16 protein-coding genes are annotated in these 15,040 nt (G+C 63.6%); 10 read left to right on the top strand and 6 right to left on the bottom strand.

Translation table 11 applies throughout. The features are described from left to right. Window positions 1–37: 37 nt before the first annotated feature. Window positions 38–1,243 carry a multidrug effflux MFS transporter gene (locus NKJ17_RS06815; protein ID WP_023676705.1) on the bottom strand — a complete coding sequence of 402 codons (1,206 nt, stop codon included), beginning with the start codon at window positions 1,241–1,243 and terminating at the stop codon, window positions 38–40. Window positions 1,244–1,410: 167 nt separating this feature from the next. Between NKJ17_RS06815 and NKJ17_RS06810 the strand changes: the two genes are divergently transcribed. From NKJ17_RS06810 to NKJ17_RS06795, 4 genes are all read left to right on the top strand, one after another. Then, window positions 1,411–2,094 carry a TetR/AcrR family transcriptional regulator gene (locus NKJ17_RS06810; RefSeq protein ID WP_352687629.1) on the top strand — a complete coding sequence of 228 codons (684 nt, stop codon included), beginning with the start codon at window positions 1,411–1,413 and terminating at the stop codon, window positions 2,092–2,094. 134 nt (window positions 2,095–2,228) lie between these two features. Further along, window positions 2,229–2,765, top strand: coding sequence for an SspB family protein (locus NKJ17_RS06805; RefSeq protein WP_254818944.1), 537 nt, complete (start codon window positions 2,229–2,231; stop codon window positions 2,763–2,765). A gap of 18 nt (window positions 2,766–2,783) precedes the next feature. After that, window positions 2,784–2,987, top strand: coding sequence for a DUF4169 family protein (locus NKJ17_RS06800; RefSeq protein ID WP_352687627.1), 204 nt, complete (start codon window positions 2,784–2,786; stop codon window positions 2,985–2,987). Window positions 2,988–3,006: 19 nt separating this feature from the next. Then, on the top strand, window positions 3,007–3,228 hold the full coding sequence (locus NKJ17_RS06795) for a ribbon-helix-helix domain-containing protein (RefSeq protein WP_254818946.1): 222 nt from the start codon (window positions 3,007–3,009) through the stop codon (window positions 3,226–3,228). 3 nt (window positions 3,229–3,231) lie between these two features. Here the strand turns inward: NKJ17_RS06795 and NKJ17_RS06790 are convergent, their stop codons facing one another. Further along, window positions 3,232–4,398 carry a chloride channel protein gene (locus NKJ17_RS06790; RefSeq protein WP_352687625.1) on the bottom strand — a complete coding sequence of 389 codons (1,167 nt, stop codon included), beginning with the start codon at window positions 4,396–4,398 and terminating at the stop codon, window positions 3,232–3,234. Between the two features lie 154 nt (window positions 4,399–4,552). Between NKJ17_RS06790 and NKJ17_RS06785 the strand changes: the two genes are divergently transcribed. Next, entirely contained in the window at window positions 4,553–4,990 is a 438-nt protein-coding gene (locus tag NKJ17_RS06785) for a MarR family winged helix-turn-helix transcriptional regulator (RefSeq protein ID WP_352687624.1), read from the top strand. Window positions 4,991–5,001: 11 nt separating this feature from the next. On the opposite strand, the gene NKJ17_RS06780 is transcribed toward NKJ17_RS06785, so the two are convergent. Together NKJ17_RS06780 and NKJ17_RS06775 are read right to left on the bottom strand one after the other, a co-directional pair. Further along, complete coding sequence (locus NKJ17_RS06780; protein ID WP_352687623.1) at window positions 5,002–9,060, bottom strand: AsmA family protein; 4,059 nt, start codon at window positions 9,058–9,060, stop codon at window positions 5,002–5,004. Window positions 9,061–9,156: 96 nt separating this feature from the next. After that, window positions 9,157–10,572, bottom strand: a complete 1,416-nt coding sequence (locus tag NKJ17_RS06775; protein WP_352687622.1) for an FAD-binding oxidoreductase — start codon at window positions 10,570–10,572, stop codon at window positions 9,157–9,159. A 119-nt stretch (window positions 10,573–10,691) separates the two neighbouring features. On the opposite strand from NKJ17_RS06775, the gene NKJ17_RS06770 reads away from it, so the two are divergent. Both NKJ17_RS06770 and NKJ17_RS06765 read left to right on the top strand, forming a co-directional pair. Beyond that, window positions 10,692–11,177, top strand: coding sequence for a thioesterase family protein (locus tag NKJ17_RS06770; protein ID WP_352687620.1), 486 nt, complete (start codon window positions 10,692–10,694; stop codon window positions 11,175–11,177). Between the two features lie 164 nt (window positions 11,178–11,341). Beyond that, the gene (locus NKJ17_RS06765) at window positions 11,342–11,539 is read left to right on the top strand and encodes a hypothetical protein (protein ID WP_352466944.1); all 198 of its coding nucleotides are present in this window, start codon (window positions 11,342–11,344) and stop codon (window positions 11,537–11,539) included. A 253-nt stretch (window positions 11,540–11,792) separates the two neighbouring features. Here the strand turns inward: NKJ17_RS06765 and NKJ17_RS06760 are convergent, their stop codons facing one another. After that, on the bottom strand, window positions 11,793–12,272 hold the full coding sequence (locus tag NKJ17_RS06760; RefSeq protein ID WP_352687656.1) for an Lrp/AsnC family transcriptional regulator: 480 nt from the start codon (window positions 12,270–12,272) through the stop codon (window positions 11,793–11,795). Window positions 12,273–12,362: 90 nt separating this feature from the next. On the opposite strand from NKJ17_RS06760, the gene NKJ17_RS06755 reads away from it, so the two are divergent. Further along, window positions 12,363–13,271 (top strand): EamA family transporter, encoded by a 909-nt coding sequence (locus NKJ17_RS06755; RefSeq protein WP_352687619.1) that lies wholly within the window; start codon window positions 12,363–12,365, stop codon window positions 13,269–13,271. Here NKJ17_RS06755 and NKJ17_RS06750 read toward each other — a convergent pair whose 3' ends face one another. Further along, window positions 13,272–14,171, bottom strand: coding sequence for a dienelactone hydrolase family protein (locus tag NKJ17_RS06750; RefSeq protein WP_352687617.1), 900 nt, complete (start codon window positions 14,169–14,171; stop codon window positions 13,272–13,274). Window positions 14,172–14,443: 272 nt separating this feature from the next. Between NKJ17_RS06750 and NKJ17_RS06745 the strand changes: the two genes are divergently transcribed. Continuing rightward, a complete protein-coding gene (locus NKJ17_RS06745; RefSeq protein WP_352687615.1) occupies window positions 14,444–14,593 on the top strand; it encodes a hypothetical protein in 150 nt (49 codons plus the stop codon). Between the two features lie 9 nt (window positions 14,594–14,602). Beyond that, window positions 14,603–15,034: a hypothetical protein gene (locus NKJ17_RS06740; RefSeq protein ID WP_352687613.1), complete on the top strand. Its 432-nt coding sequence runs from the start codon at window positions 14,603–14,605 to the stop codon at window positions 15,032–15,034. Window positions 15,035–15,040: the final 6 nt, after the last annotated feature.

The raw sequence follows: 15,040 nt of genomic DNA, 5'->3' as shown, positions 1-15,040 counted from the left end.
GAACATCGCCCGGCCTTTTTGTCTCGATAGGTGAAGCTTACTCCGCCGGCGCTTCCGCAACGTCCCGGCTGCGGCCGAGTGTTATCTTGGCCAGTGTGAAGGAGATCGCCGCGCACAGCGTGATGCCCGCCACCATCGGCAGCGGCGTGCCGTCGAAAAACACGCCGGCGACGCCCATTGCGACCGCGCCGATGGCGAAGTGCAGCGTGCCCATCAGCGCCGAAGCGGTGCCGGCGATCTCGCCATGCTCTTCCATGGCCAGCACCGACGTTGTCGGGATGACCAGGCCGAGAAAGCCGTAGCCGATGAACAGCAGCGCCGCCATTACGTCGAGCCGGTCGACACCCGATGCCATCACCGCGAACAGCACCACCATCGTTGTCGCATAGCCGGTCACCGCGACGCGCACCACGCGCTGCAGCCCGAACCGCTCCGATAGCAACCCGGTCAGCTGCGACATGCCGATGAAGGCAACCGCATTGATCGAGAAGAACACGCTGTAAACCGAAGGCGACAGGCCATAATGGTCGATCAGGATGAAGGACGAGCTCGACAGATAGACGAAGAAGCTCGCAATGCCGAAGCCGGCGATGGCTGTCAGGCCAAGGAAGTTGCGGTCGCCCATCAGGAAGCGGTAGCCGGAAAGTGCCGTCCCGAAGGACGAACCGGCGCGCTCTTCGACCGGCCGCGTCTCCTTGAGAGATGTCGCCAGCAGGATGGTGGCGAGCACGGCCGCGCCCGTCACCGTCCAGAACACGGCGCGCCAGCCGAAGTTCTCGATGATCTGGCTGCCGGTCAGCGGCGCCAGGATCGGCGACACCGAAAACACCAGCATCAGCAGCGACATCAACTTGGCGGCCTCGGTGCCGGTATGCAGGTCGCGAACGATCGCGCGCGGCACGGCCATGCCGGCGCTGGCGCCGAGCCCTTGCAGGAAACGGAAGGCGATCAGCCATTCGATCGAGGGAGCCAGCGCCGAGCCGACGCCGCCGACCATGAACAGCGCCAGGCCGCCATAGAGCGGCAGCTTGCGGCCGACCATGTCGGAGATCGGTCCGACGACGATCTGGCCGAAGCCCATGGAAAGAAAGAAGATCAGCAGGCTCATCTGCACCGCGGCAGTGCCGGCATGCAGATCCTCGCCGATTGACGGCAGGGCCGGAAGATACATGTCGATGGCAAACGGGCCGATCGCGGACAATAGGCCGAGCACGACCGCAATGCGGAGGAATTTGGCGTTCATGATAGCAGGCTCTTTCGAATTCTGGTTGCCGCCGAGGACCGGCGCGTAACCCTAGGACGTTCCATCCCGTGGAGTTCCGACTCTTCTGCGGAACGAAACTCCCTTCGTGCAGTCCACAAATTTAGACAGGCTTGTCTAATTCGTCAACCACCTCTATATAGTTTTGCATGAAGGCCAACGTTTCTCCTGACATTTTCCCGCCACGGGGCCATGAGGCCAAGCGGATGTCGATTGTCGACGCCGCCACCTCGGTCTTCTGCCGCGAAAGCTTCGCCGGTGCCAATATCGACATGATTGCCGCCGAGGCCGGCGTCTCCCGCCAGACCATCTACAATCATCACGGCGACAAGGAAAAACTCTTCGTTGCCATCGTCCGCGACCTCACCGAACGTTGCAACGCCGGCATCTTTGCCACGGTTTCCACTTTTCCCGATCAGCCGAAGGATCTCGAGGCCGACCTCATCGCCTTTGCTGTGCGGATGACCCACAACTGCATTTGCAACCGCGACGGCAAATTCCTGCGCAAGCTGATCCAGACCGAGGGCGGGCGCTATCCCGAGTTGTTCGCCGAATGGCGCGAAGAAGGACCGGGCAGGACATGGCCGGCGATCGCCGCCCGCTTCGCCCGCCTCGCTCATGCCGGCTTCCTTGATATCGACGATCCCGATGTCGCAGCGCGCCAGTTCATGGCGCTTGCCAATGCCGAGTTGCAGACGACGTTCATGCTCGGCGGCACACCGACCGAGGACGAGGTGGTGCAGTCGGCGACAAATGGCGTGCGCACCTTCCTGCGCGCCTTCGGCAAGCGGCAGCCTGTGGCTGGTAAACAGGGCGCGCTCGCCAGCGCTTGACGATCAAAGCCGTTTCACGATCAAATCGTCGCCGATGGGCTTCGCTTCCGCACGCAGGCGATCTATATCCGGTTTACGCCGCGCTCAAGCTTGATTACAGCTATCAGGACGATTCAACGGAACCCGACAGCCACATGGCCGACGACCACATCCGCTACGACATTCTGGCCCAGGAGGCGTTGCGCGGCGTCATGCGCAAAGTCCTGGCCGAGGTCGCGCGCACCGGTCTCCCGGGCAACCATCACTTCTTCATCACCTTTCTCACCGGCGCGCCGGGCGTGCGCGTGTCGTCGCGGCTGCGCGAGCGCTATCCCGAACAGATGACCATCGTCATCCAGTTCCAGTATTGGGACCTGAAGGTGAGCGACACCGGCTTCGAAGTCGGGTTGTCGTTTTCCGACGTGCCGGAGAAACTGGAAATCCCGTTCTCGGCAGTGCGCGGCTTTTACGATCCATCCGTCAACTTCGAGCTCGAATTCGACGTCAAGACCGATACCCCGGCGGAACAGGAGACAAAGGCCAAGCCTGCTCCCGAGCCGCTGGCCATCGTCGCCGAGAAAAAGCCTGAGACGAAGAAGAAAAACGCTGAGGTGGAAAAGAAGCCTGCCGCGGCCGACGCCGGTGCCAAGGGCGCCGACGTGGTGTCGCTCGACGCCTTCCGCAAGAAATGACCCGACGGGCGGCGTGACATGGCCGAGATCGTCAATCTCCGTCAGGCACGCAAGCAGAAGGCGCGAACCGAGAAGGAGCGCCTGGCCGAGCAGAACCGGGCGCTGCATGGCCGTTCCAAAACCAGCCGGGATCGCGACCGCCTGATCGCCGACAAGGTCGATAAGTTCGTCGCCGGCCATCGCCGCGAAAAATCGGGCGATTCGGACAAATCCGATGCTTGAATGTGAATAGGATCGTCGCGTGAGCCCGGTCGAAAAGCGCTCGGTCACGATTCGCGGCCACCGCACCAGCTATTCGCTCGAAAAGCCTTTTTACGACGACCTGATCGCTATTGCGGCCGTGCGAAAACTGACGCTCGCCGCGCTTGTCGCCGAAATCGACGAGAGCCGCCCGCGCGATGCGAACCTCTCCTCGGCGCTCAGGCTCTATGTGCTGGATTGGGCCAAGCGCGGCAAGTTTTAGCCTTCAGGCAACGCTATCCTGTTTCCTGCGCCGGATACGGAAGCCCAGCAAAGCCGAGCGGTCGCGTTCTTCGGCCTGTTCCTTCGATCTGACGCGCATCAGGTCCTTCCAGCCGACATAGCCCACCAGCCGGGCATTTTCTCGCGTGACGACCGGCAAATGGGACACGTTCGCCATCAGCAGCTTGTCGGAGAGACCCTCGAGATACTCATCCGGATAGGCCAGCGTGACCTTGCTGCCGGCCAGCAGTTCGCCAAGCGTCGTCGTGCGGTGCTTGCCGGTGCGTCTCCAGCGCAGGATCGCCGGCGGGTCGATGACGCCAAGCACGTGGCGCTCTTCATCGACGACCGGAAAGCTCGGATGTCGTGTCTCCGGCGCCGTCAGGAACGCTGCCGCGCCGTGCAGCGTCATTGTCGCCGGCACACTCTCGACGTCGCTGGTCATCACCTCGCGCACCCTGGTCAGGGCGAACGGATCGACACGGTATTCGCGAACCATGTGATGCCCTCGCCGTGCGATTTTTTCGGTGAGGATCGAACGCTTCATCAACAGCACGGTCACCGCGTGCGCAGTGGCAGTTGCCGCGATCAGCGGCACCAGGACATGGGTGTTGCCGGTCAGTTCGACCGCAAAGAAGGTGGCGGTCAGCGGCGCACGCATGGTGCCGCCCATCGTCGCCGCCATCGCCAGCAGCGCCCAGAAGCCCGGATCGGCGGCCGGTAGGAAGCCGGCGAGGACCGCGCCCATCGCCCCGCCCATGATCAGCAGCGGCGCCAGCACACCTCCCGACGTTCCCGAGCCGAGTGCGACCGACCAGATGATCGCCTTCACCACCAACAGGGTGAGCGCAGCGGTCGCTATGGTGCGGCCATCCAGCATGTCGGCGATATTGTCATAGCCGAAGCGAGCCATCACACCGATGATCAATGCCCCGATGACCGGAACAAATACCGAGGCATAGCCAAACGGCGTATCCTGCAGTTTCAGGTCGGCGAGCGTGAACTGGCCAAAATAGGCGATGTTCGTGGCAAGCCGGATCAGCTTCAAAAAGGCAATGCCGGCAAACAGCCCCACCGTCGCCACCACCACCGCTATGCCGGCAATGAGCAGCACCCGGGCATCGGTGGTAAAATCCCGCAGATGGCCCGGGTTGGCGTGATCGGACTTCATTTGCAAACCTTGCTTTCTGACGGCGTGCCGACTTGCGGATGGGTCGCCGGCCGTGCCACCGATGATGGCGGGCACGAGCCATGTTGGTGCGTTCTGTATCGTAACACGATATAAATGTTCAAGGCCCGTTTGCGGCTTTGTCGGAAAGGATTCGATGGCAGACACTTCGAAGCCACAAAAGCGCGGCGCAACGATCGGGCCGGCCGATTACCAGAGGCTGTCCGAATTTCGTTACCTGATCCGCCGCTTTCTCGAATTCAGCCAAATCCAGGCGCAGGAAGCCGGCCTGACACCACGCCAGCATCAGGCCCTGCTTGCGATCAAAGGGTTTCCCGGCGGAGGGCCGGTGACCATTGGCGACCTCGCGGAGCGCCTGCGCATCCGCCATCACAGCGCAGTGGAATTGGTCAACCGTCTTTGCGAAGCCGGGCTCGTCGCGAGGGAGCACGACGAGGAGGACCACCGCCGCGTGCTGCTGCGGCTGACCGAGCGCGCCGACGACAGTCTCGCCGATCTGTCAGCCGCTCATCTCGACGAACTCGGGCGGATCGAGCCGATGCTGAAGCGCTTGCTTGCTGGACCCGATATATAAAGGATACGCCGTCACCCGCCATTCAGCGATTTTAGCAGATCGTCGATCGACGAGGGATCGAACTTGAGCTTTGGCGGGGGCTGCACTGGCGGTGGCACGTTATTTGTGGCCGGTGGCGCCCGTTCCGCTCGCTCCGCCGCGGCCTTGCGTTCGGCGTCGAGCCTTGCCTTCTCTTCCGAGGCGATCCGCAACGCCTCTTCCGCCCTTTGGCGTTGCTGTTCTTCGGCCTGCGCGGCTTCCTCGGCAGCCTGTTGCGCCGCCTTGGCTTTGGCTTCAGCATCCGCTTTGGCCTTTGCAGCCGCCTCGGCTTTCGCCCTCGCCTCGGCTTCGGCCTTCGCTGCTGCATCCGCCTTCGCCTTGGCTTCGGCCTGCGCCCTGGCCTCCGCTTCGGCTTGGGCCTGCGCCTCGGCTTCGGCCTTTGCCCTGGCGTCCGCTTCAGCCTTCGCCTTGGCTTCAGCCTGCGCCCTCGCCTCCGCTTCGGCTTGGGCCTGAGCCTCGGCTTCGGCCTTTGCCCTGGCGTCGGCCTCAGCCTTCAGCCGCGCCGCTTCCTCCTCCTGCTTGCGCCGTTCCGCCGCCGCTCTTTCACGCTCGGTTTGCAAGGCAGCGTAGTAGCGCACCTCACGCCGCAGCCTTTGTTTCTCGAGCAGTGCGGCTTGCATGGCTTCGACTCGCTGCTGCTCCTTTTCCAGCGCACGCTGGGTCAGGAACTGGGCCAGCGGCTCGCTGTCGAACTGCCGTTTGGTGGCGCCGAACGGACCGTCGACGCTGAAATTCAAAATCGGTTCGGAGCCGACCAGCGCCTCATCGCCGGGTCGATAGGCGATCTCGCCCTTGGCATCGACGGTGCTGGTGTTCAGATCGGCGGTGATGTCGGCGGACAGCGTCGCGCCCGGGCTTTCCAATTTGACCGGCGGTGCTCTCAGCGTGCCGCCGGCGATGGTGAAGGCAATATCGGTGTCCTGCGCCGGAAAACTGCCCGCCGCGGCGATCTGCGGCACAAAACCGGCAGTCTTCGATGCGTCGATATCGCGCCCGATCGGGTCGGCCTTGGCAATAAGTGCGCCAAAGGCATCGGGATTAAAGCCGGCAATAGTCATACCCTTCAGCGTCGCCGTGCCGGAACCGGACAGCGCCGCGACCATCGCGTCGACCGATTTGCCGCTGGTCGAAAGCGCCGCCGAGAAATCGCCGCTTCCGCTGATGCCGGCCTCCGGCAGCACAGCTGTCAAATCGGAGCCGGCGAGTTTCATCTGACCGGAGAAAAGCCCGGTGCCGTCATTGTTCTTGAGCTCGAACAGGCCACTCAACTCGCCCCCGAGGAATTTTGCCTTGAGGTCGGAAACACGGATGCCCTCCTGGTCGAGCTGCAGCGAAAGCGCAGCGTCATAGGCGGTGGCAAGCGGGCCGGCGGCAAGCGACGCCGCCGTCAGATCGAGATCGGCGGTAAATGGCAGACTGGATTTCTGGCTGAACGGTGCCGTCGGCCAGGTCCTGTCATTGACAAGGAAAGCCTGGTCGCCGAACAGCATCACCGCCATCGGATCGAGGTCCAGCTCGTCCAGCGACAGCGCGCCGGCAAGATGCGGCAGCCCCTCTTTGATGTCGATATTTACGTCACCGGAAACCGCCGCTTCGTTGACGGCGCCGCTGAGCCCGCTCAGCACCAGGAGACCATTGCCGTAGTCGGCATCGGCAGCAAGCGACGTCGACATGCCGGTCTCCATGCCGGGCAGGCCGACGCCGGTCGTCATCAGCCATGGCGAGATGTCGGCCGTTTCAAGGCTGACCTTGCCCTTGGCGGCCGCGCCCTGAGGCGTGTCGGCAATTGTCCCGTCGAAACCAGCTTTGAAGTCATTGCCGGCCAGGCTGAATCGTGTCGCCAGGCCGCCGCCAAGCGTGCCTTTGGCCGAGACGTCGGTGGTCGCCTCGCCGAGCATGCCGAGCGGCAGTGCCGGCAGACCGTAAAGCGCCAGAAGCGCGGTGGCGTCGGCGTTCCTTGCGTTGAAGGTCAGCGTCACCGGCGCTTCGAGAGGCCGGTCGAGCGCCCCTTTGCCGGACAACGACGCCGAAAAGGCCGAGCCACCGGCCTTGCCCTGTGCGCTCATGGCCAGTCCGGTCGTACCATCGCCATTGTCTGCGGCACTCGTGACCGCGTCGATACGCGCATCCTGGAACAGCTCGGGATAGGCAGCCGCGCGCTCCGCCAGCCACTTCAGCACCGCGTTGTCTGGATAATGCTGGACGGCGACGTCGATCAGCGGCTTGAGGTCGACGGCGACCACCGAGGCGTCGAGCTTGCCGGTCGGGCTCGCCGGGAAATCCTTGATCCGGCCGGTGGCACTGATCGAGGCGCCGGCAAGTCCGCCGACCGACAGGCGGTCGATCTCAAGCAGCCCCTCACGCAATCTAAGTGAAGTATCGACGCTATCGGCGGTCAAGCCGCCGGCGCTGACCGGCCCGGCCTTGATCTGGAAATCGAGGTCGCGATCGGAAAAGCGGTTGGCGCCCTTGTCGCTGACGAAGATCGAGGCGAAGGCAGCGAGCCCGTCGACGTCGAGTTCGCCACCTTCGAGTTGCATCAGCACCGATGGACGGGTTTCGTCGGGCTGGTTGGAATCGATGCGGCCGGAGAACTTCGCCTTGCCGAGGATGAGTTCGAGATCGCTGAAGGCCTGGTGTTTTTCGCTCAAATCCACCTTGGCCTTGAAGCCGGCGGCCGGCAAACGGCGGATCGCCTCGTCGACGTCCTTCGACAGCCAGGCGGCAAAGCCGGAGGGCTGCGCCACCGCCAGAAGCAGCGATCCGGTGAAACCGAAATGGTCCTCGACGCTGACCATGCCATTGGCTTCCAGCTTGGCGCGGCCGGGCAGCGTGGCGGCCAGCGATTTTACCGCCCAGCCGCCTTCGGCCGGCTCGGCGGACAGATGCACGTCGCGAACCGTGGTGTCGCCTGCGACCACCGCCGGCAGTTTCACCTCGACCGTGCCCGGTATGGTCGGCTTCGGCAGATCGAGCAGCGCCTGCTCGAGCGCCACCACCCGTTCGGACAGCGTCAATCCGGCCCCGGCCGCCGCCCCGACGGCCTCGTCGAACTGCACCTGCGCGCCATTGGCCTCGATAGAGAAATGCGGCTTCAGCCCAAGGTCGACCGCAGCCTTGCCGTCGGCGGTGTAGGGATTGTCGAGCGGCCCGGTCTCGAAGCGGAATTCGTCGACGCCGAGCTTCTGGTGGTCGAGCGAAAACTTGCCGTTCAGCCTGAAGCCCGGGTCCGGTTTGCCGGCGCTGACCTTCAGCGCCTCGCCGCCGGTGCCGCGCGGCCGCGCCGCGGTTCGGTCTGCGCCCGATATCTTGAACTGGCCCGAATAGACGGCGGCGCCCTCAACGAGGCCCACATTGCCGTCGGTCTCGATGACCAGCGGATAGGCATCCGGATCGGCCTTGAGCCTGAGCCGCATTTGCCCGTCCGGTTCGGCCTTGCCGGTGGAAGCGGCGATCGTGGTCCGCAACCCGTCCAGCAACAGTGAGCCGTCCAGCCTCCAGGGGCCGGCCAGCGACTTGGCCGAGATCGTTGAGTTGATCTCGGAAATAAGATGGCTGCGCCCGCCGGCGGCGTGGCTGAGCGCGATCTGTCCTTCCGTCACCGTCAGCTTCTCGATGGAAATCTGACCGGGATCGAAGGGCGAGGATGGCCGTATAGTCCAGTCGACCGTGCCGTCGGCGGCGATGTCGATCGTCGCCTTCGGCCGCACCAGCCGCATGTCGAAGATTAGCACTTCACCGCGCAGGAATGGCGCGAGTTCTGCATCCATCGAAAAGGTTTCGACGGTCATCGCCGGCTGGCCGTTGGGGCCACCGGCAACGGCGACATTCGAGAACGTCACCGAGGGGAACGGCAGCAGCCTCGCCGTCGCATCGCCTTGCACGGTCACCTTGCGACCGAGGACGGCACTGGCCTCGCGCTCGAAATCGGCACGGTAACCCGTCCAGTCGACAAAGTACGGCACCACCAGCGCCGCACACAGCACCAGCACAAGAAGCCCACCGAAGATCACGAACAGGCGTGCGAGCATGAGCTCCTGGATAGTTTTGGTTGAAAGTCAGTGGCACTCTACCCGCATCAGCGTGTCGATAAAGAGGCAAATGGGGGCACGGCAGCGGCCTGAAGGTCAGCCCTTTCCAGGCAATATCTTGCCGGGGTTCATTATATTCAGCGGGTCGAGCGCCTGCTTGATCGTGCGCATGATGTCGACGCCATGGCCAAGCTCGTGCCGCAGGAAGCCGATCTTGCCTTGCCCTATGCCATGCTCGCCGGTGCAGGTGCCGTCCATCGCGATAGCGCGCATGTTGAGCCGCGCCACGAATTTTTCCGCCAGCGCGATCTCCTTCGGATCGTCCACGTCCATCAGCACCAGCACATGGAAATTGCCGTCGCCGGCATGGCCGACGATCGGCGCGATCAGGCCCATCTCGGCGATATCCGCCTCGGTCTCGGTGACACATTCGGCAAAGCGCGAGATCGGCACGCAGACATCGGTCGACAGGCCCTTGGCACCCGGCCGCAGCGTCAGCGACGACCAGTAGGCATCGTGCCTGGCCTTCCACAATTTCGTCCGCTCTTCGGCGACGCTGGTCCATTGGAACGGACCGCCGCCATTTTCCTCGGCGATCATGCCGAAGGTTTCGGCCTGCTCGGCGACGCCGGCATCGCTGCCGTGGAACTCGACGAACAGGCACGGGCTCTCCGGATAATCAAGCTTTGAATAGGTCTTCATCGCCCGCATCTGCAGCGCGTTGACCAATTCGATGCGCGCCACCGGAATGCCCATCTGGATGGTCGCGATCACCGCATTGCACGCCGCCTCGACACTGGGGAACGGGCAGACGCCGCCCGAAATCGCCTGCGGAATGCCCTGCAGCTTCAACGTCAGCTGAGTGATGATGCCGAGCGTGCCTTCCGAGCCGATCAGCAGCCGTGTCAGATCGTAGCCGGCCGAGCTTTTCTTGGCGCGCTTGCCGGTCGTCACTGCTTCACCGTCGGCCATCACCGCAGTCAGCGACAGGACGTTTTCGCGCATCGTGCCGTAGCGCACGGCGTTGGTGCCCGAGGCCCGCGTCGCCGCCATGCCGCCGAGCGAAGCGTTGGCGCCCGGATCGATCGGAAAGAACAGGCCGGTGTCGCGCAGGTGCCGGTTCAGATCCTCGCGCGTCACACCGGGCTCGACGGTGCAATCGAGGTCCTGCGGATTGACCGCTATGACCCGGTTCATCCGTGACGTATCGAGGGAGATGCCCCCGCCCGGCGCGTTGGTGTGGCCTTCCAGCGAAGACCCGATGCCGAAGGCGATCACCGGCACGCGATGTGCCGCGCACGCGCGCACGATCTCCTGCACCTCCTGCGTGGTCTCGGCAAAGGCGACCCCGTCCGGCGCCTGCGTCGGAATATAGGTCGTGGTGTGCGCGTGCTGGGCGCGGATCGCCTGGCCGGTCTGGAATCGCTCGCCGAGCTGCTGCTTCAGGATGCCGAGCACGGCGGCGATGCCTTCTTCGTTGCGCTCGACCGGATTGAGGTCGCTTAGAGCCATCGATTCCTCCGCGAATGGACCAGCGTCCACCCTTGTTCTGCATCTAGGGATGCGTAGTCTCACCAACCACGCTCTGTCCAGTCCACGCTCATCCCGGCATGACGAGAAGGAAGTTTCCAATGCCCATCCCCGCCCCTTTCGTCTCTCGCGCCATGGACATCGAGGAGGCCTGGATCGACTACAACGGCCATCTCAACATGGCCTATTACAACGTGCTGTTCGACCGGTGCTCCGACGAAGCCTTCGAGATGATGGGGATGGGGCCGGATTATGTGAAAGAACGGCGGCTGACCATCTACACCGCGGAAGTCCATGTCTGCTACGTCCAGGAATTGCATCTCGACCACAAGGTCACAGTCTCGTTCCAGTTGCTGGACCATGACGAGAAGCGGCTGAGGGCCTACCAGGAAATCCGCCATCTCGACGGCTGGCTCGCCGCCACCTCCGAAACGCTGTCGCTGCATGTCGACATGGCTGGCCCGAGGGTCGCGCCCTTCCCCGCTGACGTCCTGGCCAGGGTGGAAGCGATGCGCGCCGCCCATGCTGCCCTGCCGATGCCGGAGCGCGCCGGCCGCTCGATCGGTATTCGTCGTAAGCCGGCTTGAACCAAGAGAGCGCTTGAACCACTGGCCAACCGCCGTTAACCTTACCGAGGTTTTAACGTGAACAAGCCGAATTGAGACGTTGAACGACTCAGCGCGGCGTTGGAAAACCATCCGCATCGAATTGCGATACGGGCGGCGGAGCAGCAGCGGTTCGGGGAACGTGCATGAAAACCGACATCAAGGTCGAGGCGGACAGGCTGGCGGCTGATCCACGCATCACCGACTATGATTTCTGGCGCTCGCTGAAGAACCTCAACAACGAGATCTTCCACATCGCCAACAACAACGAGCCGATTCCCTTCGCCATGATCCGCTGGCGCGCCATCCTGAAGCAGGCGCGGATCAAACGCGGCCACGCCTGAACGGTGCGGGAAGAAACAGACCGGCCGTCCGGTTTGTATTTCTGGTTGCGCTGCCCTTCATCCGGCTGCCGCCACCTTCTCAGCTTATAGTGACGGGGAAAAGGGTTGGCCGCAGCCTCGGCGCTCTTTCAGCAAACGCTGGCAATTGACGAAACCATTGATGACAGCGTCCGAGAAGTGCCCGCAGGGCGATGAAGGGGCGGCGCGACGTTTCGAGTTAAGCGGACGACGTGCTGACGAACGACCCCAAGCATCAAAGCTGGCGCTTCACCGCCCCCAGCGGCGAGCGCGGCACCACCGGCGACGACTGGATGATCGCCGTGTTGGTCATCGCATGGGGAATGATCCGGTCGATCACTCGCTCGAGCTCGGCCACCGAGGCGACATGCGCCAGCGCGATGAAGCAGTCCTCACCAGTGACCCGGTCGCATTGGGCGATTTCCGGCAGGTCGCGGATGATTTCGGCCACGACGGCGAGTTGCCCCGGCACCGGCCTGATGCGCAGCCATGCCGACAGCTTCATGCCCAGCGCGGCCGGATTGATGCGCACCGTATAGGCCTCGATCACACCGCTTTCCTGCAGCCGCTTGATGCGCTCGGCCACGCTCGGCGCCGACAGGCCGACCGATCGCGCCAGTTCGGCGGTGCTGGTGCGCGCGTCCTTTTCCAGCAGGCGCAGGATTTTCAGATCCGCCGGGCCCAGATCGGTATTTTCATTTCGAAGGCGTTTCAGCGGAATACTCCTTGATTTCGGAAAGCAAATAGCCGCAATGACCGGCCATCATCCCTATCAATGGCAAAAATCGCCTGCGATACTGATCCCATGCAAGATCGGACGCAAGCCCCCGCAGCAAGTCCGGCACTCGCCGGCCCCGCCTTTACCTTGGCAAACGCGGTCCCGCCGCATCTCTGGTTCGGCGTCAGCGCCGTGTTCCACTATCTCGGACCGGCCTTCGCGGTGCTGCTGTTCCCGCATGTCGGCGTGCTCGGCATGGCTTGGCTGCGCATCGCCACCGCGGCACTCGTCTTTGCCCCGTTGACCCGGCCATGGGCGGTCTTCGCCCGCGCCGATCGCTCGACGCGGTTGTTGCTTCTGGCCTTCGGCGTCTGCCTTGGCGTGATGAATTGCTCGTTTTACCTGGCGCTCGACCGGCTGCCGATCTCGCTGGTGGCGGCGATCGAATTCGTCGGCACTATCGGCGTTGCGCTTGTTGGCCTCAGAAGCCCGCGCAATCTCGCCGCCCTCGCAATCGCTGTCGCCGGCACCCTGTTGCTGATCGACGTCAAATGGTCGAGCGATCCCGTCGGTCTGTTCTGGGCCTTTCTCAACGGCACGCTGTTCGTTGGCTACATCGTGCTCGGCCACCGCGTCGCGCGCGGCGGCGCCGGCGATGGCATCGTCGGGCTGGGTGCCGCCATGGCGGTCGCCCTTCTCGTCGTTCTGCCGATCGGTTTCGCCGATGCTCTGCCGGCTTTCTCGGCGCCGCCGCTGCTGCTTGCGGCGGTCGGCGTCGGCATCTGCTCGTCGGTCATCCCCTATATATGCGACCAGCTTGCCATGTCGCGGCTGCCGCGCTCCAGCTTCGCGCTGATGCTGTCTTTGCTGCCGGTCACCGCGACGTTGATCGGCGTCATTGTGCTGCGGCAGGTGCCGAGCCTCACCGACTGCATCGGCATCGCGCTGGTGGTGGCCGGCGTCGCCCTTCACAAACCGGCGCCGGCGCCCACCTGATCAGGCCAGCTTCTCCTTGAGGAAAGCGATCGTCCGGCCCCAGGCGAGGTCAGCCGCCTTCTTGTCGTAGCGGGCCGCCGACGTATCGTTGTTGAAGGCATGGTTGGCGCCTTCATAGACATAGACCGAGTATTCGACATGAGCCGCGTCGAGTGCCTTCTTGAAGGCATCGATGCCGGCATTGGTGCGGGTGTCGAGGCCGGCATAATGCAGCATGAGCGCGGCCTTGATCTTCGGCACGTCCTCGGCCTTTGGCTGCATGCCGTAATAGGCGACGGCGGCGGCGAGGTCCGGCGCGTTGACGGCCAGCATGTTCACCGTGCCGCCGCCCCAGCAGAAGCCGATGGCGCCGACCTTGCCGTTGCCGTCCTTGTAGCCTTTGAGGTAGGCGACCGTTGCCACGGCATTGGCGGCGACCTGTGCTGGATCGAGCTGGGAAAACAGGTCACGTGCCCTGTTTTCGTCGTCCGGCGTGCCGCCGAGCGGTGTCATGAAGTCCGGCGCGAGTGCTACGAACCCTTCCAGCGCAACGCGCCGCGCCACGTCGCGAATATGCGGGTTGAGACCCCTGTTCTCATGCACGACGATGACGGTACCAAGCTTGCCGGTCTGGTCTCCCGGCCTGACCAGATAGCCCTTCATCTCGCCGCCGCTGCCGGGATAGCTGATGTCCTCGCCTTTCACACGCGGATCGTCTTCCGCCACGATTGCCGCCTGGGCCGAGTTCGCCGCCAGCAGCGGCGCGATCGCGGCAGCTGCCGCACCCGATCCGGCAAGCCTGGTCAATTGCTCCATGAAGCGCCGCCGGTCGAGCGTCAGATGCGTGTATTCGTCATAGGCATCGATCATCGCCTGGGTAATGACAGGCTTGGCGGCAGTGGGTCCGGCAGGTGTTGTCATGGCGCGCTCCTCGTGGGCCCCCGCGGCAACATAGAGCCGAAGCTTGCCTGGTCCAGTCACGGCTGAGTGAGGCTGCCAAAAGTCCCTGCACGACGACCGTGATGCCCGGCGCCGCACTGTCGTTAAATTTTGGTCCTTTGTGGCAATGCTAAATGCACGCACCACGATGTAAAAAGAAGTTACCGGGCTATGCCTCATTCGGGCCATCTGGCGAACGAGAATGGCCATTTGGCGGGAAAAGAATGCGTGATTGACGACGAAGGAATACGCCCATGACCTTTCTCTCCCCGCTTCTGGCAAGTGGGTTCGCCCTCGCCGCCATGGCTTTGCTGGCGCTGCGGTTCACTGCCTTCCCCGCCTTCAAACGATCGTTGATCAAGATCCGCGTCAACCGGCACCCGCCCGCAAACACCAAGGCCTGAGGAAAGATCATGGACGTTCAGGACATCATCAACACCGTCTCCCAGAAATCCGGTCTCAACCAGGCTTTGACGGAAAAGATCGCCGGCACGATTTTCTCGGTGCTTGAACACGAGGCGGAAGGCACGACCCTGTCCAGCTTCTTTGCCAGAATCCCGGGAGCCGACGCCCTGGCCAAGCAATATGATGTCATGGCTCCCGGCGCGGCTTCCGGTGGTGGCCTCCTGTCCTCGCTGGAGGGCGCGCTCGGCGGCGCTCTCGGCGAAAAGACCGGCGCGCTGATCAACGGCGTCGCCATACTCAAGGCATCAGGCCTTACGCTGACACAAATCAGCCAGGCCGGCACGATGCTGGTCCAGCAGGCCGAGGCAGCAGCCGGCCCGCAGCTGACCAATGAGGTCCTTGCATCGGTACCCGACCTGAAAGGGCATCTCGGGCTCTGAAGGAAC

The sequence above is a fragment of the Mesorhizobium sp. M0208 genome, from assembly GCF_040322015.1.
Classification (GTDB): domain Bacteria; phylum Pseudomonadota; class Alphaproteobacteria; order Rhizobiales; family Rhizobiaceae; genus Mesorhizobium.
This window is presented reverse-complemented; position numbering and strand designations above follow the sequence as displayed.